Genomic DNA, 23,969 nt, shown 5'->3' on the forward strand with positions numbered 1-23,969 from the left:
TGCATTTTAAATATCATATAAGCCCCCTTCTTACAAATCTTTCATGATGGTAAAAAGGGGGCGGCCTCTAACATACATGAATATGGATATGCTATCTTCCTATTAACGTACTGCTGGATCCCAATATCCTGATACGGTGTGTGATTTTGAAGTAAGATTATTATTTTCAGCGCCAATACGTACTGAACCACTGACAGCACTTTTAACTTTTATTGTATATTTCTTTCCTTGGTAATATTTGCTTGGGTGTGAGTAGGAAGCACTTCCCTTATCAAGCCACATTATCTAATTTTTTAACATTCCGTTAATTACAATAATCTATATTCACCCTAAGTAATAGTTCTCTAACGGCGCCAATTTAGAGACTCCACACCCATTAAACTTACCCTGTTCAACTTGATTATATTGTGCAAAAAAAAAAGGCCTTTATAATGGATGAATCAGAAACAGTTCTCAAAATAGTAATTTCGAATGAGCTTTTTTCTAATTTGTGATGGTTACTCCGATTTCCCGAATAAAGCTTCATAAATTAAGATGGGATATCTTCATTTTATAAAAATTAAAGACACAAGGAGTTTCAAATTTGAAACTCCTTGTGTCTTTTTTGACATTTAATTGAGTCCTTTTTATGATTCGCAGTAGAGAGTATCGACCACTCGCGGAGAAGGCGGAAGTTCCATAACACAGTATTCGATGGGCCGCTCTTCTCAGTACCCACATTTATGTAAATTAATAGATTAGATAGCATTCCTGTGCAGATTTTAGTATGATGAAACGTAGGGATTTTTTCAAATTAATTGGGAGGTTCAATATAAATGAGCTTACTTTCTATAGATAAATTAGCACACAGCTTTGGTGACCGTACCTTATTCAAGGATGTTTCCTTCCGCCTGATGGCCGGGGAACATGTTGGTCTGGTCGGGGCAAATGGTGTCGGGAAGTCAACTATGATGAATATCATTACAGGGCAACTCATCCATGATGATGGCCGGGTGGAATGGACACCTGGTGTCGAATATGGCTATCTTGATCAACATACGATACTTTCTAAAGGTAAATCGATTCGCGACGTCTTAAGGGATGCATACTTACCTTTATTCGAGCAGGAAAAAGCACTGAATGAAGTAACAGAAAAAATGGGGACGGCCACTCCGGAGGAACTTGAAGAACTCTTGGAACAAATGGGTGAGATTCAGGACAAGCTGGAAGCCGGCGGTTTTTACAATCTGGATATTAAAATTGAAGAAGCGGCACGCGGTTTAGGGTTGGATGCAATCGGCTTGGACCGTGATGTCTCTGCCCTAAGCGGCGGACAACGGACAAAGGTTTTACTAGCCAAGCTACTTTTGGAACAGCCTGAAGTACTGCTCCTTGATGAACCGACGAACTACTTGGATGTAGAGCATATCCGCTGGCTGAGCAGCTACTTAAAGGAATATCCTAATGCATTCTTATTAATTTCGCATGACACCGAGTTCATGAACGGCGTCGTCGACGTCATTTTCCATCTTGAATTTTCTAAACTGACCCGTTACACGGCAACTTATGAAAAATTCCTTGAGCTGGCTGAATTGAATAAAAACCAACATATTAACGCATATGAAAAACAGCGTGAATTCATTAAAAAGCAGGAAGATTTCATTGCAAAAAATAAAGCCCGCTATTCAACGACCGGTCGGGCAAAGAGCCGTCAAAAGCAATTGAACCGCATGGAACGTATCGATCGTCCGGAAACTGCAATGAAACCTACCTTTGACTTTAAAGAGTCACGTGCGAGCAGCCGTTATGTATTTGAAGGTGAAGATCTGGAGATCGGATATGACAGCCCATTGCTTCCGAAGTTGTCCATGACCATCGAGCGGGGAGAAAAAATTGCCGTGGTCGGCTGTAACGGAGTTGGTAAATCCACTCTATTAAAAACGATTTTGGGTAAAATCGATCCTCTAGGCGGTAAAAGATCACTTGGCGACTTCCTTTTTTCTTCTTATTTTGAACAAGAAGTGAAAGCAGGCGATACGACGCCGATCGATGAAGTATGGAATGCATTTCCGCATCTGGACCAACCGCAGGTACGTGCGATTCTTGCCCGTGTCGGTTTGAAAAACGAGCACATTACACGTCCGATGAGCCATTTAAGCGGTGGAGAACAAGCAAAAGTGCGCCTATGTAAACTCATGCTTACCGAAAGCAATTGGCTGTTATTCGATGAACCGACGAACCATTTGGATGTCGTTGCAAAAGAAGAACTGAAACGTGCATTGAAAGAGTATAAAGGAACGATTGTCCTTGTATGCCATGAACCTGATTTCTATGAAGATTGGGTAACCAAAGTATGGGATGTAGAGGAATGGTCGGCACAAAATTAATTTTTTCGGGGATGTCGCGGTACGCGGCATCCCCTTTATTATGGAATAAATAAAAAGCTGACTGAAAAGGCTCCTTCAGTCAGCTATCATTCCCTCATCATGCAGCTTAAACTCGTTCCGCCACCAAGGTATATGTTTTCGGAAGCCCAATATCATGGATTTTATGATTAGGTTCTTCCTCGAGTACTTTAATAACCAGCCCTGATTGACCTATTGACGTTATAAGTTCCCCGATTGTCCATTTACGCTGTACAACTCTTGAAAGGCTCCCTTTTTCCTCATTAGGCATATGCTTCGAAAATGCGACCTCATTGTTTTCGATTGCCGGAGCGAAATAGTTGCCTGTGACTTTGTGTTTTTTACCATTTGAAGTAATGAGCTTTGTTGAAATCGGGTGAAATTCATGCAGTACGAATCGGCCTCCAGGTTTCAGCATCATTTTAATTTTTTCAAATAACGGCTGCAGATCTATTAAGTAGTGAAGCACACCGAGCTCCATTAAAATCAAATCCTGATTCCCTGATACATGCTCGGATGATAGTGAAAGGACATCCGAAACGATATACTCGATGGAGACATTGGCACCACTCGCCAGCTCATTTGCAAACATTGCGTTTTCCTGGGAAAAATCAACAACTTTCACTTCAGCTCCCAACATGGCAAGGGCAACTGCTTTGACACCGTTCGATCCCATCAAATGAGTGATTTTTTTACCGGATATATCTCCCATATACTTATAAAAAGGGTGCAGTCTCCATTTTGGGTTTTGCTTGATTTTTGATGCCAATTCCACGGGATCTCCATAACGATTGACAAGCGCTAAATAATTATTCTGGTTCCACGCCTGTTCATTTTCCGCTGTGAACCCCTTCTGCTCGGCTGATAAGTAAGCATGAATCACGGTACTGTACTTTCTCATTTCTTCTTCGTATAAATAACTGTATAACGACCTGCACCAAACCTCCATATTCCCCATCTTTATGGACAAGCGATAAGGGTCCGTTTTAATGGTCGTGTTAAACCGGCAGCGAACAGTGACAGAAACCCCCTCGACATCCATTAGAAAGAATGCAGTCTCAGGACTTCTTTCAGGCTTTGTTGGGGAGTATTCGGAAAAAAGATCCAAAGACTCATTAAAGACATCCCATTGTACATCCAGGTCGATTTTATGATATTCATCGATATCCACTCCTTGTACGAACAGAGCAGATCGACCTGTATATTGGTATGGAATATTAGCTTGATCCAACATGTTCGCCATTAAGGTGATTGTATGATAATAACTTGCCTTCATATGTACCTCCTAAACATCAAAAGAGAATGACGATTATTCTTCCATAGCAAATTTCAAACCGGTACTCGTAATGGCAATCAGCTCTTCATCGTGGCGGTCTATGCCATAAACGAGTAATGTAACAAGCATATATATGGCTCTGAACCGGGCTAAGCTCTCTGTTTCCTTTTCGATTTCACCATAGATTTCGAAAAAAGCTCTGCGCGCCTCTTTTGGGAAATAACTGTATAAAAAGGAGAAATCAATGGCTGGATTCCCGATATGAACATCTCCCCAATCAATGATACCTGCGAGAACGCCTTCGTCATCAAGTAAAACATTCCGGATATGAATGTCTCCGTGAACGAGTGAAATCGGATGCTGAACATCCAAATCGCCTAAGGCTTCAACAAAATCCTTAACCGCCTGTGCCTGTTCAAAGTATCCTAGCTTTAATAGATTTGAGACATTTTCCATAAGTGATTTCTTTCGATAGGATACATCAAGCCTCATCATCCCATCAGACTGCACACCCAAACGCATAGCCCTTTCCGCAGGAAAACTGTGAAGAACCTTCAAAAAACGGGCAAACCTTTTTGCCGATTCGACCTTACTTGCCTCTGATTCTTCTTCAGGCAAGTGTCCTTTTACCATTTTATAACCGGTAAAAGGATAAGGATACAGGGTACTTGGTTTCCCAAAAAAGATCGGTTCAGGGATAGCAAGCGGCAAAGTGCCTGCAATGGATGGCAAAAGCTGACTTTCCACCTGAATCAACGTAACTGCAATAGGGCGGCGGGGGAAACGGAATACAAATTGCCCATTGATTTGTATCACCGTGTTATCGAAACCCTCCCCAAGTTGCTTGATCTCTTTCAACTCAATTTCCGGAAACTGCAGCATGATCAATTTCCCTGCCAGCTCCAGCGAAACTGGATATTCTGCCAACCAAGGCTTTTCCACTCCCGTCTCCCCCTTTTACCGGTTTCTCCCTCTATTAGAAAAGCTGCCAGATCCACCCCTACGATTACTTGGACCTTGTGCACTAGGAGATCTTCGGCTGTCTCTTTGATCTCCTCGCGGATTGTCACGCTTTGGCCCACGGCTTTCTTCCGAGCGGCCACCCCGCGGATTCTCTCGCCTTGGTCCGCGGCCGTTTTCCGAACGGCCTCCCCGTGAATCATCACGAATAGGTCCACGGCCGTTTTCCGAACGGCTTCCCCGTGAATCGTCACGAATAGGTCCACGACCGTTTTCCATCCGGCCTCCACGTGGTTTCTCCCTCTCGACTTCACGATTGTCCGCTTGGTTTACAGAACGGTGACTGCCTCGATTCGGTCCTCTCGTATCTATCCGTTCCCGATGTTTCCTTCCACCTCCCGACCGCGGTCGGCGGGTACCCTCATCAGAAGAATCTTCTTGACGCTTCCTTTTTTGCCTCACCTCATCTGGTTGGAACATTTTCACTCCTTCAATCGTCCTTCTTTCGATTTTCATGGAGATCCCTTTTTCAATATCGCTTAATAGCTGAAGATCCTTCGTTGCTATGAAGGTTACAGCCAAGCCGTTCTCACCCGCTCGGCCAGTCCGGCCAATTCGGTGGATGTAACTTTCTGCATCCTCGGGTACATCATAATTAAACACATGGGTCACGCCTTCTACATCGAGCCCTCGTGCAGCAACGTCCGTTGCCACTAAATATTGAAGCTTTGCGTCTCTGAAGTTTTTCATCACACGTTCCCGCTTTGCCTGTGAAAGGTCACCATGAAGCTCTTCAGAATTGAATCCAGCTGCCTTCAGGGCATCATTCAAAACCGAAACGCGCCGTTTTGTACGGCAAAATATGATCGCAAGGTATGGCTGTTCTTCTTTGATCATGTTGATTAATGAAGACTGTTTGGCACGATCGGTCGTCTCGATGACAAGCTGCCTGATTTTCTCGACCGTTACTTGCTCAGCCTTCACAGCGGCAGTCAATGGTTTAGTCATGTAGCGTTTAGCCAATTGATGCACCTGTTCAGGCATCGTCGCTGAAAAGAGCAGCGTTTGGCGCTCCTCTGGAAGCTGTCCCATGATCTCTTCCACTTCTGGTAAAAACCCAATATGAAGCATTTGATCAGCTTCATCAAGCACGAGTGTTCCAGTTTGTGAGAGATCGATGGTGCCTCTTCGTAAATGATCTAATAACCTGCCTGGCGTGGCGACCACCACGGAGATATTTCTTGTCAGCTTTTTCATTTGCTGCTCGACATCCTGTCCGCCATAAACTGCAAGCACTTGAAGTCCTTCGATTTCATCAGCGAATTTTTTCAATTCAGCAGTGATTTGCAAAGCCAATTCCCTCGTTGGCGTGACGATCAGTGATTGTATGTGGGATGCGGCGGGATCGACTTTTTCCAGGATTGGCAGCAAAAATGCCAAAGTCTTCCCCGTTCCCGTCTGCGCCTTCGCGATGACATCCCTTCCAGCAAGGATATCTGGTATCGATTTCTCCTGAATCGGGGTAGGGGCGGATATTCCTATTTGCTTTAATATCTTATTAATCGCCGGGCTGACGCCAAGGTCGATGAATTCTGTCATGTATGGGCCTACTTTCTGAATTTCTTCATTTAATTGACTGATAAATCCACTATAATGGTAACAGCTTCGTTCACTTCATGTCATTATCCTTAGTCTAAGCTATTTGTTAGTATATCATTATCTATTTTCGAGAAAACCTGTACCTTAAAATTTTTCATGCTATTGTACTTTATTTATTTTTCTAATATAATTTATAAGATTTATTATCATCGAGCTACTTACTTGAAAAAGGGTAAGCATCTCCTCCTTGTAGATTTTTGCAAGGATTTTTTGTATAGAAAAAAGGAGTGACCGCATGTTTAAATTAAAAGAACGGAATTCAAATATTAAGACGGAAGTACTTGCGGGGCTTACAACCTTTTTAACACTGGCTTATATCATCGTTGTAAACCCCATGATCCTTTCTGATGCCGGCGTTCCATTCGACCAGGCATTCACAGCAACCATAATCGCAATAATAGTCGGTACCCTATGCATGGCCCTTTTAGCCAATTACCCAATTGTCATAGCACCGGCAATGGGATTGAATGCTTACTTTGCATACTCGGTATTGGGAACCCATGATATCTCATACACAGTTGCTTTCTCTGCAGTCTTTGTTACGGGCATCATCTTTATCCTTTTATCCCTAACCTCTTTCCGCTCAAAATTGATCGAGGCCATACCAAATAACTTGAAGCATGCAATCAGTGCCGGAATCGGGCTTTTCATCACCTTCATCGGACTTCGTTTGTCAGGTGTCGTAACACAGCATGAATCCAACCTGGTGACCCTTGGAAGCTTCAGGGATCCAAGTGTGGCACTTACATTGGTTGGTCTGGTCATAACGATCGTGCTGATCGTTCGGAATGTACAGGGAGCGATATTCATCGGAATGATCGTGACAGCCATAATCGCTTTTTTTACAGGCCAATTGCAAATTAACGGCCTGGTTTCCACTCCTTCCTTACCTGAAGGAATAATAGTCGCCAATCCAATCACATCTATCGCCGATGTCATTAACTATGGGCTTTATGGCGTCGTCTTCTCCATTTTACTTGTAATGCTATTCGATACGACCGGTGCTTTATTAGGAATTGTCCGTCAAGCTGGATTGCTGAAGGAGAATAAGCTTGAAAAATCCGGCAGTGCCTTCTTTGCAGATTCCGTCGGCACTACTGTCGGCGCAATGTTCGGTACAAGCCCGACCGCTGCCTCGGTTGAATCATCAGCTGGTGTAGGAGCGGGGGGCAAGACAGGTTTAACCGCTTTGGTAGTGGCCATCCTATTCTTAATAACCGCCTTCTTCAGCCCGCTGATAGGAGCTGTCTCAAATGTAGCGGCAATCACGGCACCTAGCTTGATCATCGTGGGAAGCATGATGATTAAGAGCATTAATGAAATTGACTGGACACACTTTGATGAATCATTCCCAGCCTTTTTGGTCATTGTCGCCATGCCTTTAACATCAAGCATCGCCAACGGGATAGCACTCGGATTCATCGCCTACCCCATTTTAAAAATGGCAAGAGGCAAATTCCGTGAAGTGCATCCGTTCGTGTACATGTTTGCTGCTCTATTTCTTTATCAACTGATTTTCCTGGCTTGATCATCTCATGAAGGGCACCATGGGATAATAAAAAGGAGTGTTCAATTAGGCTAATTGAACACTCCTTTATTTGTTTACGTGCAATTATTTTATAACGTTTTCTTTCTGCTTACCTTTAATCACACTTGGCACTCCAACTGCCGTGCAATTATCGGGAACGGATGTCAAAACAACAGCATTTGCTCCCACTTTCGAATTATTGCCAATTCGGATGCCGCCCAATATTTTAGCGCCCACTCCAATATATGCATAATCACAAACCTCAGGAGCTTTTCTGCTTTCTTTACTTTGCCCGAACGTTACCTGGTGCAATATTGTAACATGATCCCCTATTTTAGTAAACGGATTGATTATAATGCCTTTAGCTCCATGTGGGAGATGCAATTTTTTTCCTATTTGAGATTGCGCAGGAAATTCACAGTTCATGAAGAGTCTTATAATTAACAAATCAATCATGCGGTACAAAATCCATAATACTTGTTTTAAGATTGGAACGTTCACTTTATAGTAAATTATATTGCCTATCCGGTAAACAAACATGACGATTATTCCGTGGATTCCGCCCAGTCTCCCCCAGTTACTAATAAACGCCAATTTATTTATCCATTTAAATAATCCCATACCAAACCTCCTAGGAGCATGAATTTAATTCATCAAACAGAGATAGTAGTTTTTCCTCTTCATTCTCCCAATTATATTCTTGTCTATATGCAGCTTTTCCTCGTTCCCCCATGTTCGCGGCTTCCTCAGGGGATTCCAGTAAATAAACCGCTTTTTGAACCATATCATCCATGTTTGCTACATCGGCCGACACTCCACAGCACCATTTATCCAGTACATCTTGAATAAGAAAATCAGAGACCATAAATGGAATGCCAGCGGCCATATATTCAAAACACTTTGTTGTTTTACCACCCATGAAATTAGGATCAGGAACTAAAAATGCCATGCCTGCATGTGCTTTCTGGATAGACTCGAATGCTTTATCAAAGGCCATTACACCCTCTAGACTGATATAATCTTCCAAGCCGTTGTCCAGGATGAATGTTTTCAATTTTCCGATGTATCCTTCCCTGCCCGTTCCAATTATTTTCATATGAAACACTTTCTTTAATTCTAGTAATCTTTTTGCAAGAATCAGCATGGTTTCCCCGCCACGTATATCAGAGATGCTTCCTAGGTAGATAAAGGTGAAAACATCCTCTTTTCCTTTGTTTTCTTTCATTTCAGGAATTTTCGGGTAATTGTACACATCTGTTGTTGGACAAGTTAAGAACTGATAATCCTCTTTATACGTCATTTCTGCAAACACGACTCCGCTGCATGCCCTTAGCAATCGTTTCTCCAAATGACGATACATTCTCAATGCAATTCCGGGGATTTTTTTTCTCATAAGGACCTTTGGTACATTTTCATGCATGTCATAAACAATGACTGGATGATAACGGGGAATCCTTCTTATGATGTTCATTAAAATCAGCAGCTCCGGATCATGAAACTGAATCACATCAGGTTTATCTTTATTGATCTTGCGGTAAAGAGCAATCCAATTCAACATTCGCCCTTTCCTGGATTTCTTAGTCAACAGTTCAACTTCGATATTGGCAGGGATATTTTCAGGGATCAAGTTATTTTCAATCGCTATATGCTTCACCTTGTACATTCCCGTTTCTCCAAAAGAAAAGGCTTGCCGAAAATAAATCCTCGTATCATTCCATGGGTGCACCGAACTAATATTATAAAATAACTTCATCTGTTATCTCCCTTTTGTAAATCTGACCCTAACAATAAATACATGATAACGAAAGTAAAAAACATCCCGCCTGTCACAAACGTTGTGGTAAGCGCAGTATCCGCTAAACACCATGCAGGTACAACAAACAGGATTATGCCGACACCTTGCCACTTTTCATTTTGCGTAAGGCTATCATAAAACCATAATATCGCTGCTAAGATCACTGTATAAACCAAGAATCCAATATAACCGAAATTAGCAAAAGCATCGGCGAACATATTGGCATTGGCTGCCATTTCTGGTCGGCCAAAGTACTCTGTACCGATAATGTATGGCGGACTCTTGTCATAAACAGGATCTATGAATTTTTCTAAAATATTATACGATAGCAAGGCTTTTGGATGAGTTGAAAAGAAGTCTACATAATAGCTTGTCAGCAAGCCCGGTGTGATGATCATCCTTCTGGCAAACAAATTAGAAAAATATGCCTGATCAAGGATAAAATCCAGAAAAATGCTGATGCCTAACAGCGAGCAAAGACTTATACAAAAAAGTATGGAAAAATCCCTTCCCTTCTTCCGAAAAGCAATGAATACAATGATTAATAATCCAGTCGATAAAAGAGTGGATTTCAAGCCATTGACGGTGTACAAAAGGTATTGCAGCCCTAGTCCGATAACCACATAGGTATATTTTTTTTTGCATAATCCAATGGTCACGACCAATGGATTACATACTTTTGCAAGCCACTGTATAATATAGCCTGCAAGAGGGGTTAGTTTTGTTCGAAAGGTCATTCGCTTATCATAGATATCCTCAGAATTTATAGGAGGCTTTAGACTAATTCCCCCCGAAACTTTGAAAATGTAAAGAAAAAAAATCAATAATGTTATAACAAAAATGATTTTTAATAGACCGAGATTAACATTAGGAGGTGTAAACTTCATGGCTGGCAATCTATTTACATTCCCAATGATAAGTAAACAAAAAAACAAAAGAACATTCGTATATATAAAATCAGGCTGCAGCGTAAATAAATAGTTCGGAACCCATACTACCGGTATATAGACAATAAAATACAAAATCCAGAAAACGAGTTCCGACGGCTTATCCAGTTCCTTTTTTATGAATATGACTGGCAATATAATAAAAAACATGGAAATCACTATCATGACTGCACTTGGATGTTGCCGATATATATACCCCATATAAGCATATTCAGGGGAAATAAAGTAAACGTAGGATATATCCAGTAACCAGACGTATATTCCTACCAGACCCAGTTGAATCAGCTTCATTTTTTTAGATATCCTCTCGATCTATGGAATGTATCGCCCTATAGCCAAGGAAAGCAAAAAAGTAGTAGCTGGCCCCCATACAAATGCTAAAGTATAAAATGGCTGCTTTAGCTGAACCCCCTGAAATGAAAATGACCAGTACTCCAATCGATGACAGTAACAGCCTTGAAACATCCCATAAGAGTTGAGTCCGTTGTTTTTTGGCTAAATACAATATTTGAGAAACCGGCATGACAATCACTTGACTTATAAACATAAATGACATCAATGTCACATATTCACCGGAAACACGCCACTCTTCTCCAAAAACAAAGCTGAAGACACCGGGTGCTATCCATGCCAAAATTGCCATTAACGGCACACCTAACATGGCCGTTTTAGTAATAATGCTCTTATACAAATGTAAAACTCTTCCTGGTTCATTTGAAATGCTTTTTGCCACTTCGGCATAGAATACTGTCGAAATACTCGCTCCCACCATCGTAATGGGCAGACCTATCGTTTTTGAAGCCATGGAAAAATGCCCTGTCACGTCAGGTCCGTATAGACGCATCAATAACAAAAAAATGATTTGCAGAGATAAGGAACTTAAGAGGGTTGACCATGTGGAGTATTTGGCGAATTTCTCATATTTTTTAAGCAAATAACCGATTCTCCTATAGTTCACTTTTGGCCAATGCATTCGCTTTAAGTAATATCGCCAAATGTACACAAGGGTTATTCCCCGTCCTATCATATCACCCGCTATTAAACCAATTCCTGGAGTCACATGATTAATGGAAATAAATGAGAACTGACTTGTTACATTGCTAATCGATTGAAGCAGTTTAGAATGAGTTAGTCCTTTAAACTTATCTTCTTTTAACATCCAGTAGCTCATCACTTGATAGATTCCAGCAAAAAACAGGCCAATTGAAAGCAAAAGGTCATTCATAATCGAAGCTTCTATACCGTATAATCGAAATAATGATAGATTAAGGAAGCCCAAACCTATATTCAGGATACAAACGACGGCAATCGTAAACATGCTAATGTACATCAAGTGAACCATATTACTATGGTTTTTTTCTAGAGGAATCGCCTTTTCTAAACAAAGAGATGAAAATGATATGAGAATGGCCAATAGTGACGTATAGGTTGAAAACACCCCAAAATCTTCTGGTGTATATATTCTTGTCAGTATGGGAGAACTTGCGAATAGAATAAGCTGTGCAAGTGAATTCCCTGTTAATAATAAAAGGATTTTATTTATAAATTCATTTTTTATTTTCATATTTTCAACCACGCCACATCTCTATTTTATATTCTCATTTACATTGTTCTGATTTGCCTAATTTATCTTTCGTTAACGTTTCTTTTATTTGATCCGCCGGATCGTGCATGATCCAGTCTAGAATCGATAAATTTTTTACACATTCTTTTTCATTTTTCACATAATACACGGGATGTATGAACTTTTGATAAACGACTTCAACTCCTTCTTTATGAAACAATTCTTCTTCCAAGTAATCCTTTCCGCTTTTCCCGCTTAAATAGCATGTACCTTCGGTTTGCTTAATTAAGCTAACTAATCTCTCTGTTTTTCCAAAGGAAGTGTTAAAATCATTGGAAAGGTGTGTTTCTCCTTCATAGTTTAAATACTTTAAAATCAATTCAAATAAATGAATATTTAAATCGACTAACAAAGCGTGTTCTTTTTGATATGCTTCTTCCAACAGCGGGAAAAAATCTTGAAAGTGCCGAGTTTTTTTATAAACTTCCGATATTTGCTTCAAATGATTCCTTTTCCATTTTTGATTTGGGGAATGATAACTGATTAATTTTTCATGTAACATTTCAGGCTTTTTTTGAAGCGGTACAGTTAGCCTTGACTCTTTTCCATCAGCACCTAGAATATATGTTTTATTTTGAAAATTACTTGAAGAGTATTTCACATCGGTCAAATATATAAAAACGTCCGATTGAAAAACCTTATGAATCAAACCAATCCAAGGCAAGAAATTGGGCTGGTGAATTGTGACTATATTCTTTTTTTTCACCTACAAAACCTCTTTTGAAAAAATTAATAGGAATGTCTCCGCGTATTTGCAATTCACTTGGGAACCCCTCCAACTGCCGATATGCTCCGCATTCACTAAATAATGCCCCATATAACCGGTTAGCTGTGATTGGAACATGGTAATCATACGTTTTTTATCTTCCATGAACTCTGTAATATCACTATAGATATTCGGGTGAAATTGATTGGCAGCGATGTTATTATTTTGGTTGATTTGTTCGAATTCATATATGGTGAATTGTTTTTTCCTGAAACAGCTTCTTACCACCTTTGATAACTTTTGATGATCTTGATGACTGTCATTCATCCAATGTGTGTAGACTTCGTCCGGATCCATCTTTTCGATGATATCGTCGAGCTCTTTTATTAATTTATGAAGAGGGATATCCTCAACGTTATTACCCTCACAGTACTTGGAAAACTGTACCTCATATCCGAAATTCTTTGATGACTCTATTGCCTCTTGTTTCCTGACCTCGATATTCGAAGGGATGGAAAATATGATGTTGATAATGTAATGTCCTTGGTTCAACAGCTTACGAATGGTACCGCCCATACTAATTTCCGCATCATCTGGGTGTGCTGTTACTAGCAATATTTTTTTCATCATGTTCCTCCATTTAAAGCTTGTTCAATGATAGATATCGCTTTAAGCGCAATGTTCTTTTGTTCCATGTAGGCCGTTACATTTTTCATTAAAATCCATTCTGAAAATTCAGTGATTTCATAAAGCAAACTATTATCACTGATAGGTTCACTTATCGTTTCTTCCATGTCATTAATGATACTGCGGTAACTTATTGTGCGAATATCGTATAACGAGTGAAAACGCAAGGTTCCATTCTCTCCGTAAATTTCCGATATTGAATCATTCGTTAAGTTAATTTTTGAAATCAACATCGTTATTTTAAAATCTTCATATTCAAAAATGCACGTGCCGCCTAAATCAATGTTTTTTACGATCAGTTGTTTAAAATAAAAACTTTTAACGGGAACACCAAATAATTGAATGGCAGCATAAATAGGATAAATTCCAATTGTTCTTAATGTGCCGCCACCATGATTTTCATCGAAAAGTGGCGCTGTTTCCCCTTTTAATAAAGCCGAGTACTGCTTGGAATAGTTTTGGTACTTTAGGGTTGCCCCATGGATTTTTCCTACCTTTTTAATAGCGTTCTTTAAAATTTGAAAGTTGGGTTCATAAATGGATCTTACTGCCTCGAACACAAAAACATTTTGTTTTTCTGCAGCATCGAATACTCGATTGGCCTGATTGGCTGTCATGAATGCCGTTTTCTCCACAATAACGTTCTTTCCATGCTCAATGGCTGCTAACGCTTGTTCATAATGGGAAGCATTTGGAGTGGCTATATAAACAGTATCCAGCTCATCATCTTCAAACACTTCATTCAGGGATCCATAAACTTTAGACACTCCTTTTTCTTTTGCAAGCTTCTTGGCAAAATGAAATCTTCTCCCCCAAATTCCCATTACCTCTCCATTTGAACTTTCATTAATGGCATCAATCATGGCACAGCTTATTGAACCTGATCCCACCACTCCAATCCTATTTTTAATCGCCATGTTCCACTACCTGTTTACATTTAGCTGCAATGTAATTCAAATCCTCATCAGACAAATCCAAGTGACATGGCAACGTGAAATGAGATTCACGAAATCTATCGGCATTCGGGAGAGATGCCAGGGGATATTCCTCCAATAATGTGGGCTGTAAATGTAATGGGACCCCATAACAATGCCCGGTGCTAATATGAGACTCTTTTAAATGCTTTTTAAATTTCTCGCATTGCTCTTTGCTTTTAGACATGACGATAATTTTATAAAATGTTGATATATTGTGGTCAGATGAAGCTTGGAAGTAAAGACCGTGTTCATGAAAAATATCCTTCAAAGTCTCCTTATAGAAACTGAAGATTTCCTGCCTGACCTGGATCATCCCATAAGCTTCCTGAACTTGCAGATAACCAAGCAATGCATTAAATTCACTGAGAAGCATGTCACCGGATAATACTTGGTTGACTGCACCATTTTCATTCCCATGATGCCTTAACAACTCACAGTATTTGATTAAATCTATATCGTCCGAAGTAATGACACCCCCTGTTGCACTTGTAACAATTTTAGTGGGGTACATTGAAAAAACCCCAGCAAATCCAATTGTACCGGCTTTATATCCATTTATAGTGGCACCAAAAGCATGTGAAGCATCTTCGATTAGATAAAGATTATTCTCATCACAAAACTCTTTAATCTCAAAGATGTTATCAGGGATCTTTCCGGCAATATACGTAATTAAGACAACTTTCGTTTTAGGAGTCACGGCGTTCTTCAGGCTATTTAAATCCAAATTGAAATCCTCTAAATTAATGTCACAAAGAACGACTCTTCCTTTCGCATTTTTCACCGCATATACTGGAGAAATGAACGTATTGCTTGGCATGATCACTTCTTTGTCTTCAACATCTAGATATTTTAAAATAATTTCAATGGCAGCCGTGGCACTGGAAAGTGCGACAGCATACTTAGAATCACTGTATTGTCTGACGCTTTCTTCAAATTTTCGAGTATACTCACCTAAAATTAGCCTGCCAGAATCCAAAATGCGCTCAATGTTCTTAAGGTATTCCCGTTTTACCCAACCTGTTATCACTGGCTTTGTATTTACGATAGTCTCCATGGAACTCCATCCTTTTTCCAAAATTAGATCTTTCAATAGACGTTAAGTGAGATGCAGACAAATATTCACCATTGTTCAAGAGGAACTTGATTATTCAATGATCATTAACAATCAATTCCGACAGTGTTCTCTCCAGTTTTGAAATCAATTTGCTTTTCTCATAATTCAGGGTTAAACGTTTTATATTTTCTTGGATTTTCAGATACATTTGTTTGTCACTTTTCATTGATTTTACATACTCTATCATCTTTGATTCTTCACTATATTCAAAACCGTGACCTGCATCATATTTTGTCATGACCTCATGCTGCCAGCCTTTATAGTTTATTAATGTTGGTTTTCCGGCTGCCCAAAAATCAAAAAGTTTATTTTGACTATTCCTATCCAAAATTTCATAATCACGTACAAAACACAGACCTATATGAGATACGGCCATCAATAAGTACGCTTCTTTTTTAGATACCTGATCCAAGAAAATGACGTTGTTTAATTTTTTGCTCTCTTTCACTTGAATTAAGCGTTCTTTTTCCTTTCCATCCCCTACAATTAGGTAGACAATATCGGGGTCATCCGTCTTTTCGGCAAGCTGTAAAATATAATCGATATTATTGATAAATCCTAATGTGCCTGCATATAAACAGATAAACTTCGCTTTTAAACCTAATTTATCCAATGCTTCTTCTTTATCTTCGGAACGAATTCGAGAAAAATAGTTTATATCCGCAAAGTTAGTAACCGTAGCAATTTTTTCCCGTTTAACTCCTTTTTTCAATAAATCTTCCTTCATCCCAGGCGAAAGCACGATGATTTTATCAGCCGAAGAATAAATAATGCTTTCTAGCTTCAATAAAATTCTCTTTAACCATTCATGTCTGATGATTCCCAGCTCAATAGGTATATCTGGCCATAAATCCCTTACTTCAAACACAAATTCGCTGCGCTTTACCTTAGCAAGGAGCATACCTATCAATCCAATTGTCAAAGGGGTCGAGGAAGCATAAACTACCTCTACCTCCTTCTCCTTCACCCCAATGAAAAAACTCTTATACATATAATGAATAAACGATAATAATCTTTTCAGGTAACTATATTCTTGTTTATATTTAGTTTTGGTTGATATGATCTTTATTCCCTCACGCGAATCTATGGAATTTCCGGTGATGATGGTGACTTTATTATTTTTAGAGACTAAAAATTTAGCTATTTCATAAGATCGGGTACTGCCTTTATCGGTATTGAAATATTGATGCAAATAAAGAATCTTCACTTTTTCACTTCCTCTTTTACCCACTGTGATTCAATTTGACTTACAGAGTAATGCTTTCCCTATTGCATTCACCCCAGAAAACAAATGTAACACTTAATATAGGTGAGGCTTGTCCCTTTTTTAGAATGGGGCGTTTTAACTTTGAAACCCACTAGCATCTTATATAGCCATTCCTTACTCCTGCTTTTTCAACACATTAGGTTTGTTCCAGTCAAGGAAGGCCGTAATGGCAATCCAGTCATCCAGGCGGTTATAAACCGTTTTGTCTTGTACATGGATTTCAGGCCCAACTTCGGTAAATATGTTATCCCTTTCAATACCGTTATTTTTCATGTTCAAAGAGGTGAAGGCATAATCATTTGTAGGGCTGCCGTTATTATGCGATCCTCTGATACCAATGCCCGCTGAAATAAACATTTCATCGGATTTATGAATTTGGTTTATGATGTTTCCTTTGATTTTGGTGAACTTGTTGGAGCTAAGCATCGCAATCCCATTGTTGAGGCTATTTTCAATGATATTGCTTTCAATAAGGGCATTTTTGGTCACATGAATACTGATGCCTCCCCATTCCTCGACATTAGCCCGGACATCATTCACATAATTGCCTTTAATCACGACCTTTTGCAGGAAGCCCATCTTTGTTTCAGTAAGATCATGGTATTGCGTTCCGTTGACTGTAATGCCCCGTTCGCTGACTGTTGCATTTTTATCTATATCGTAATACGCATAATCATTAAAAGAATTGATTCTATTCCCCTCAATCGTAATATTGCCGGGTGGGTAAGCTGAGATAGCTCCTCCCTTGTAATCCATTCCGCCGACAATGATTGGAAAACGCGTGTTTAAGATGACATTATTCGTGAAGGAAACATTTTGGCCTGAATGGGTGTCAATTCCTTCCCATCCTGGGTTGTTCGCCACCACATTCCCATCGACTGCGATTGTGTCACTTCGCGGGAACTTTGATTGAGTTATTGCATCTCCGGCACTGTCTTTCCGGTGACTAAAGGCGATGCCATAGCTTTGTTTGGTATTGCCCACCGTCTCCCCGGGTCCAAGATTTATCACTGCCGCATGCCTTACAGTCACGTTACTCGCAGAATAACCGCCGATGCCTGCATATCCAATATCCTTTATGATCATTTTGTTTCTTTTTCTTGAATCAGACCCTTTAATCATGACTCCATTCACATGTTCTAAGTAAATGCCATATCCTTCATACCCGGTGATTTGAACATCTTCGATCAGGATATTTTGAAGCCTGTGCAAATCATTTACAGCCGAATAGACAGACACCAAATCCGACGGGGATTTGGATTGATCGATTGCAGTAACCTCGATGCCCCTGTTCCTTGCTTCATAATAATTTCTCGGTTTCCCAGTTTTGGGGTCTTCCGTCCGTCGCTTTCCTTCTAGTATCAGGTTTTTGACACCAGTATGGCTCACCATGATTTTAATGGTGACAGAATCGCTTGAGGGCTGGGTACACATTGTCGTGACGGTTCTTTCGTTCTCCACCGTCCCTTCTAAAGTGACCCCTTCTTTCATTGCAATAAACGCACTCGCCGTAAACTGGCCTTTTGACAAACGGACCGTTCCCCTTTTCCCATTCGATACATCTTGCGGATAGGCTGAAACCTTTGTAATGGCATTGTTAAGGATTTTCCGGATCGATGTGGCGGAATGGTTCGCGTCTAGTGACAGCGTTTGTTTTAACTCCCCTTTATTGTCCAATAACTGAATCGCGGTACCCGTTGTGGGACTGCAGACCTCGTTTGCCCCGACGGCAGTTGACTGAAGGGAGAAGAACGTCATGATTAACACGGTAAATATTCCTGTAATTTTATATAGATGTTTCATCTGAAAACTCCCATGTCTCTTATTCATTTTTCGGCAGTTGTTTTACACACTTCAGGGGCTGATGACAAAGACACCATAGTCGGCCTGGAAAGGAAGGGGTGCATATCTAATTTTACAAGGGAAGTGAGATTTGCATTTCTCAAAATCAACATATCTTGTGTTAATCTTGGGACAGTAGCTTAAACGTACGGCCAATTTTCCCATACAAAAAACCTTCAATAGCTCAGGGGTAAACCGGATTGTGATGGGAAAACAAACCTCCTTGCGCCACTATTGAAAAGAGAAGGAATGTGTCCGGCGATTACAAGGGGGGTAATCTCTCATTCGACAGAAAAAGCCTTTCCCCGATGTTTGCCGGGAAAAGGCTGCAGCTTGATATATATTCTTTTTTATGTTTCATTCCTCATAACCCCCGCAAAGAAAAAGGAGGATATCCAACTTGTAGTCAGATATCCTCCTATATGTTCACTCACTGGTTCATTTGATCGAGAAAATCACCAAGGAGATCATCAAGATTTTCCTCTTCAGGTTCTGGTTCCTCCACTTGTTGTGTGGTTTTTTCCAAACTCCAATCAAAGTCATCCAAATCTTTCTTAGATATTTCTGGCTGCACCACTTCATTATCCTGTTCTTCGGGCTCATCCTGCAAATAAATCTCCTCATTAATTACATTGCTGCCTAATGAGGCTAGCAAGGCTGTTGCGCGTAAAGGATCGGATAAAAGATGGTACATAATCGTTCCAAGCATAGCTTCTGAGTGGGAATGCTTGAGCCAGTCACGCTGAGATTTGCTAAGCTTGTTCGGCATGGGCAGGGCAATCATTTCCCGTTCCTGATGGGTCGATTGTCCGATTCCATCGAGAACATACTCGGCAATTTTACTGGAAAAATTCCTTCTTTCCGTTTCCTTCAATTTCTGCAGCTGCCTTAACGTATAATCTGATACATCTGAAGGGATACGAAAAGTGATGGCTTGTCCTCTTTTGATTTCAGAAGAAGCTGTTTTTTTCATTCTCTCACCTATTTAACAGCACCTGATCTTTGTTCTTTCTTCTTTTGGTGGGATTGCTGCTGTTCCTTTGAATTCCGGCGATTAAAATCCGAAATCAATTTATAATAGGCGTTGGCCATCATCCAAACGCTTTCCCGTTCATCTTCAAAAAAGTCTATATTGTAGCCATCAAAATTCTGATTGAGCGTTTTCAGGTAATCTTTCAAGACAATCGAACCTCCGCCAACAAAATAGCAGATTTCCGTTTGCGAGTTTTTCTGCCATACGTTGCGCAGATGGCGATATTGCTTTTTCGCAAGTTCTCCTAAAATCCGGTCGACGATATCATGGACGCTTGTCCGGCTTCCGCGAACCATAATATGGTTACGATCGTTTTTCTTCGTGATGATTTCAACGACATCTCGTCTGCTATCCAGCTCGACACCGTGTTTTTTTCTGATTTCTTCACGAATAGATTCAAGAGCCTCAGCTACTCCTAGATTGAATCCTTGCGCCTTATCATCGTCAACTTTACGGTTTTTAATGACCGCGATATCTGTCGATAGTCCGCCAATATCTTGAATGAGAATTCTTCTATCTATCAATTCACGGTTAATGATATTCAGATCATTGTCCATGACTAAATTAATGTATGCGGCGAAGCCCTCTGGATAGACTTTCACTTCATCAAATTTGATATTAACCTTAATACCTTGGTATTTAGGTGTAATTAAAAATTCTACTTGGTGAACGGATCCCAGTAGCTTCGAACGGTACCCAACATCTTTCCCTTCCTTAACTTCCCGAAGAGGTAGACCTGTGCCCAGCGTATAATTCGCTTCGACAACGTTATTTACTTTTTTGAACTTATCATTATTCCCTTGCTTGGCAGCATCCAATGCAATAGCCGCAAAAAGCATTACTAATGTTTGGTCTTCCTCTGATTTACTGCTCCCCAAATCTAGTTCTGTTGGGTTATCACTTTTTGTCGCTAAATTTCCGACACGATAAATGGCATTATTGTCTTGCAATGCTGGTGAATGGACTCTAATATGTAACCCTTCCAATGGGTTTTTTTCATCGAGTTCTTCGATTCCTATGACCGGACGATCTTCAATGTCTTTTGCAATGACATTTGGTATATATAGTTCAGACTCTAGCTTTCCAAAAATAGCTTTAATTGCATCATTTCCTACGTCTATTGCTGCGATTCTAGAACTCATCTAAAAACATCCCCTTTTTCATAAAAAAAATTTAGGTGGAGCACTCTATTAAGCATAGAAAAGGTTTCTATATTAGTCAATGCTTCATAAGTTGTAGCTTTATTTGTCGAATTGTATTCATTTGTGTACACATTAGGAACAAATATGTACACACGTTATATATAGCCATGTGTATTTGTTTGTAAACTTGTTTACTTTTTTTGTGTACAAACCAACTATTTTCGTTTACATGTATACAATATTGCAAACAATCAAAAAAACTAACTTTTAATAATCTTATTCATATAAAAGAAAGCGTAAAAAAGGAGAATTTGGTCATGGTAATAAATTGGACAAACCACTAATGAAACGTATGAAGATATTAAAATCACTGAAAAAATACAGAACTTCCTCAATACCCGTAGCCATATTGGAGCAGCACTTTATCCTTCCTTCGTTTTCTAAGCTAGAAACAGATATAACAACTGATGTCTTAATCGTTGGTGGCGGAATTACGGGTATCACTTTAGCTTATCTATTAGCCAAGCAAGGTGTGAAAGCCACATTCATTGAGGCAGATGAGACCCTTAATGGAACAACAGGCCACACAACCGTAAAAATCACGGTCCAGCACGGCTTGATTTACGACCAATTTATTACTGATCACAGTGAGGAATAGGCCAGACTATACTATATGAGGACAACACTGAAGGAACGGAGCTATCAAAGGATTGATAGAAGAACATTCTATTGAATGTACAAGATGCTTATGTATACGCAAATACTAATGTTTGTTCCTCCTCTGATTTACTGCTCCCCAAATCTAGTTCTGTTGGGTTTTCACTTTTTGTCGCTAAATTTCCGACACGATAAATGGCATTATTGTCTTGCAAGGCTGGTGAATGGACTCTAATATGTATCCCTTCCAAGGTTTTTTACATCGAGTTCTTCGATTCCTATGACTGGCCGATCTTCATGTCTTTTGCAATGACATTTGGTATATATAGTTTTAGGCTCTAGCTTTCCAAAAATAGTTTTAATTGCATCATTTCCTACGTCTACTGCTGCGATTCTAGAACTCATCTAAAAACATCCCCTTTTTCATAGAAAAAATTAGGTGGAGCACTCTCGATAGAAGAGATTTCTATATTAGTCGATACTTCATAAGCTGTAGCTTTATTTTCATTTGTCGAATTGTATTCATTTGTGTATACATTAGGAACAAACATGTATACACCTTATATACAGACATGTGTACGGGTTTGTAAACATATATACATATTTGTGTACAAAACATCTATTTTTGTTTACATGTATACATATTTGTAAACAAACCAAATAATGTATTTTTTTATTCTTTCTTCTTACAAAAATAAGCGTATAAATAACGGATTTGGGTATGGTAATAAATGGACAATTCAACTAATGAACTGTATGGAGGTATTAAAATGATTGAAAAAAATACAGACCTTCCCCGATTTCCGGAACCCTATTGGCGCAGTGAGTTAACTTTCCCTTCTTTTTCTAAACTAGATACAGACATAACCACTGATGTCTTAATAGTGGGCGGCGGAATTACCGGAATCACATCTGCGTATCTACTAGCTAAACAAGGTGTTAAAGTCACTCTGATTGAAGCAGGCGAAATCCTTACTGGAACGACAGGACACACTACAGCAAAAATCACGGCCCAGCATGGCCTGATTTACGACCAGCTGATCACTGACCATGGTGAAGAGAATGCCAAACTTTATTATGAAGCCAATACAGATGGAATGAAGCTTATCAAAGACTTGGTAGAAGAACATTCCATAGAATGTAATTTGACTGCACAGGATGCCTATGTGTACGCAAATACTGAGGAATATAAAAGCAAAATTCAAAATGAATTGAAAGCCTATCAAAAACTCGGCATTCGGGGGGATTATGCGGAGAATATCCCTTTCTCCATTCCTTGTAAAGCTGCTGTGATAATGAAAGACCAAGCACAGTTTCACCCGTTAAAATACTTAACTGCCCTCATTTCGACAATTCTCGAAAGCGGAGGCACCATTTATGAACGGACCACGGCAATGAAGATTGAAGACGGCGATCCACCGACCGTTCTGACGGATACGGGACAAACAATCAAAAGCAATCAGGTCATTGTTGCTTCCCACTTCCCCTTTAATGATGAAATGGGCTTATACTTTGCCCGTGTTCATGTAAAAAGATCCTATGTACTTGGAATCAGGACTGAACAGGAATATCCCGGTGGGATGTATTACAGTGCCGACAGCCCTACCCGCTCCCTTCGCTATACGGAGTTGGACAATGGGGAAAAACTTATACTTGTTGGCGGAGATGGCCATAAAACAGGACAGGGAATCTCGACGATCGAGCATTATGAAGCACTGAAGGAATTCAGTTCCCAGTATTTCGATGTGAAAGACATTCCCTACCGCTGGTCGGCACAGGATATTGTGACACCGGATAATATCCCCTTCGTCGGGCCGGTGACACCCAATCATCAAAACGTCCTGATAGCTACCGGCTATGCGAAATGGGGAATGACGAACGGATCGATTGCCGCCAGGATTTTAACTGACCGGATTTTGCAAAGAGATAACCGGTATGCGGAATTGTATGATCCTGCCCGTTTAAAAGGTGTGAAGAATATTCTCCAAGATAATGCTGATGTGGCGAAGCATCTCATCAAAGGCAAATTGGCCTTCAATCATAAAACGCCGGAAGACATAGGAATTGATGAAGGAGCAATCGTGAAGGTGAATGGGGACAAAGCTGGGTGTTATCGTGATCATGATGGCCAGCTCCATATTGTTGATTCCACCTGTACACATATGGGGTGTGAAGTTGCCTGGAATAGCGGCGACCGTACTTGGGATTGCCCATGTCATGGCTCCCGCTACTCTATCGCTGGTGAAGTGTTAAATGGCCCTGCTGTCGAACCATTGAAGAAAATTCGCTAAGTGCCAATTTGTGATTTTATCTAATAGTCGACTGGGCCCGCCGTTTTCCTTATACTGAAGTTACTGCATGATTGAATGGT

Annotated in this window: 19 protein-coding genes and 1 pseudogene; 4 read left to right on the top strand and 16 right to left on the bottom strand. The window is 40.1% G+C overall.

The window, feature by feature from the left end:
- The first annotated feature begins 815 nt into the window (after nucleotides 1–815).
- Nucleotides 816–2,366 (top strand): ABC-F family ATP-binding cassette domain-containing protein, encoded by a 1,551-nt coding sequence (locus tag ABC374_RS25025; protein WP_413020059.1) that lies wholly within the window; start codon nucleotides 816–818, stop codon nucleotides 2,364–2,366.
- Nucleotides 2,367–2,472: 106 nt separating this feature from the next.
- Here the strand turns inward: ABC374_RS25025 and ABC374_RS25030 are convergent, their stop codons facing one another.
- Genes ABC374_RS25030 through ABC374_RS25040 form a run of 3 tightly spaced genes read right to left on the bottom strand, consistent with a single transcriptional unit; the run spans nucleotide 2,473 to nucleotide 6,219 of the window.
- Nucleotides 2,473–3,660, bottom strand: a complete 1,188-nt coding sequence (locus ABC374_RS25030) for a class I SAM-dependent methyltransferase (protein WP_413020060.1) — start codon at nucleotides 3,658–3,660, stop codon at nucleotides 2,473–2,475.
- Nucleotides 3,661–3,693: 33 nt separating this feature from the next.
- Nucleotides 3,694–4,602, bottom strand: a complete 909-nt coding sequence (locus ABC374_RS25035) for a phosphotransferase (RefSeq protein WP_413020061.1) — start codon at nucleotides 4,600–4,602, stop codon at nucleotides 3,694–3,696.
- Between the two features lie 15 nt (nucleotides 4,603–4,617).
- The gene (locus ABC374_RS25040) at nucleotides 4,618–6,219 is read right to left on the bottom strand and encodes a DEAD/DEAH box helicase (RefSeq protein WP_413020063.1); all 1,602 of its coding nucleotides are present in this window, start codon (nucleotides 6,217–6,219) and stop codon (nucleotides 4,618–4,620) included.
- 295 nt (nucleotides 6,220–6,514) lie between these two features.
- Between ABC374_RS25040 and ABC374_RS25045 the strand changes: the two genes are divergently transcribed.
- Nucleotides 6,515–7,807 (top strand): NCS2 family permease, encoded by a 1,293-nt coding sequence (locus tag ABC374_RS25045; RefSeq protein ID WP_350300752.1) that lies wholly within the window; start codon nucleotides 6,515–6,517, stop codon nucleotides 7,805–7,807.
- Nucleotides 7,808–7,891: 84 nt separating this feature from the next.
- On the opposite strand, the gene ABC374_RS25050 is transcribed toward ABC374_RS25045, so the two are convergent.
- The 12 genes from ABC374_RS25050 to ABC374_RS25105 form a co-directional block, all read right to left on the bottom strand.
- Nucleotides 7,892–8,428: a serine O-acetyltransferase gene (locus ABC374_RS25050; RefSeq protein WP_413020064.1), complete on the bottom strand. Its 537-nt coding sequence runs from the start codon at nucleotides 8,426–8,428 to the stop codon at nucleotides 7,892–7,894.
- A gap of 10 nt (nucleotides 8,429–8,438) precedes the next feature.
- Nucleotides 8,439–9,560: a glycosyltransferase family protein gene (locus tag ABC374_RS25055; RefSeq protein ID WP_413020066.1), complete on the bottom strand. Its 1,122-nt coding sequence runs from the start codon at nucleotides 9,558–9,560 to the stop codon at nucleotides 8,439–8,441.
- Nucleotides 9,557–10,840: a hypothetical protein gene (locus tag ABC374_RS25060; protein WP_350300755.1), complete on the bottom strand. Its 1,284-nt coding sequence runs from the start codon at nucleotides 10,838–10,840 to the stop codon at nucleotides 9,557–9,559. Before ABC374_RS25060 ends, ABC374_RS25055 begins: the two co-directional genes overlap by 4 nt.
- Nucleotides 10,841–10,844: 4 nt before the next feature.
- Nucleotides 10,845–12,113, bottom strand: a complete 1,269-nt coding sequence (locus ABC374_RS25065) for an oligosaccharide flippase family protein (RefSeq protein WP_413020067.1) — start codon at nucleotides 12,111–12,113, stop codon at nucleotides 10,845–10,847.
- 34 nt (nucleotides 12,114–12,147) lie between these two features.
- Nucleotides 12,148–12,879: a WbqC family protein gene (locus ABC374_RS25070; protein WP_413020068.1), complete on the bottom strand. Its 732-nt coding sequence runs from the start codon at nucleotides 12,877–12,879 to the stop codon at nucleotides 12,148–12,150.
- The gene (locus tag ABC374_RS25075) at nucleotides 12,880–13,509 is read right to left on the bottom strand and encodes a PIG-L deacetylase family protein (RefSeq protein WP_413020069.1); all 630 of its coding nucleotides are present in this window, start codon (nucleotides 13,507–13,509) and stop codon (nucleotides 12,880–12,882) included.
- Nucleotides 13,506–14,483: a Gfo/Idh/MocA family protein gene (locus ABC374_RS25080; RefSeq protein ID WP_413020070.1), complete on the bottom strand. Its 978-nt coding sequence runs from the start codon at nucleotides 14,481–14,483 to the stop codon at nucleotides 13,506–13,508. The genes ABC374_RS25075 and ABC374_RS25080 overlap by 4 nt, the downstream gene beginning before the upstream one ends.
- Entirely contained in the window at nucleotides 14,473–15,597 is a 1,125-nt protein-coding gene (locus ABC374_RS25085) for a DegT/DnrJ/EryC1/StrS family aminotransferase (protein ID WP_413020071.1), read from the bottom strand. Before ABC374_RS25085 ends, ABC374_RS25080 begins: the two co-directional genes overlap by 11 nt.
- Nucleotides 15,598–15,691: 94 nt before the next feature.
- Nucleotides 15,692–16,864 carry a glycosyltransferase family 4 protein gene (locus ABC374_RS25090; protein ID WP_413020072.1) on the bottom strand — a complete coding sequence of 391 codons (1,173 nt, stop codon included), beginning with the start codon at nucleotides 16,862–16,864 and terminating at the stop codon, nucleotides 15,692–15,694.
- 174 nt (nucleotides 16,865–17,038) lie between these two features.
- Nucleotides 17,039–18,727, bottom strand: coding sequence for a right-handed parallel beta-helix repeat-containing protein (locus ABC374_RS25095; RefSeq protein WP_413020073.1), 1,689 nt, complete (start codon nucleotides 18,725–18,727; stop codon nucleotides 17,039–17,041).
- A gap of 469 nt (nucleotides 18,728–19,196) precedes the next feature.
- On the bottom strand, nucleotides 19,197–19,739 hold the full coding sequence (locus ABC374_RS25100) for a hypothetical protein (RefSeq protein ID WP_413020074.1): 543 nt from the start codon (nucleotides 19,737–19,739) through the stop codon (nucleotides 19,197–19,199).
- Between the two features lie 8 nt (nucleotides 19,740–19,747).
- A complete protein-coding gene (locus ABC374_RS25105) occupies nucleotides 19,748–20,941 on the bottom strand; it encodes a ParM/StbA family protein (protein WP_048680510.1) in 1,194 nt (397 codons plus the stop codon).
- A 343-nt stretch (nucleotides 20,942–21,284) separates the two neighbouring features.
- On the opposite strand from ABC374_RS25105, the gene ABC374_RS25110 reads away from it, so the two are divergent.
- The gene (locus ABC374_RS25110) at nucleotides 21,285–21,599 is read left to right on the top strand and encodes an FAD-dependent oxidoreductase (RefSeq protein ID WP_413020075.1); all 315 of its coding nucleotides are present in this window, start codon (nucleotides 21,285–21,287) and stop codon (nucleotides 21,597–21,599) included.
- A 94-nt stretch (nucleotides 21,600–21,693) separates the two neighbouring features.
- Here the strand turns inward: ABC374_RS25110 and ABC374_RS25115 are convergent.
- A pseudogene (locus ABC374_RS25115) lies at nucleotides 21,694–22,003 on the bottom strand (ParM/StbA family protein); the annotation flags it as partial.
- Nucleotides 22,004–22,368: 365 nt separating this feature from the next.
- Between ABC374_RS25115 and ABC374_RS25120 the strand changes: the two are divergent.
- Nucleotides 22,369–23,889, top strand: a complete 1,521-nt coding sequence (locus tag ABC374_RS25120) for an FAD-dependent oxidoreductase (protein ID WP_413020076.1) — start codon at nucleotides 22,369–22,371, stop codon at nucleotides 23,887–23,889.
- The last annotated feature ends 80 nt before the right edge of the window (nucleotides 23,890–23,969 follow it).

The sequence above is a fragment of the Peribacillus phoenicis genome (assembly GCF_047238085.1).
In the GTDB taxonomy this organism is placed as follows: Bacteria; Bacillota; Bacilli; order Bacillales; family DSM-1321; genus Peribacillus.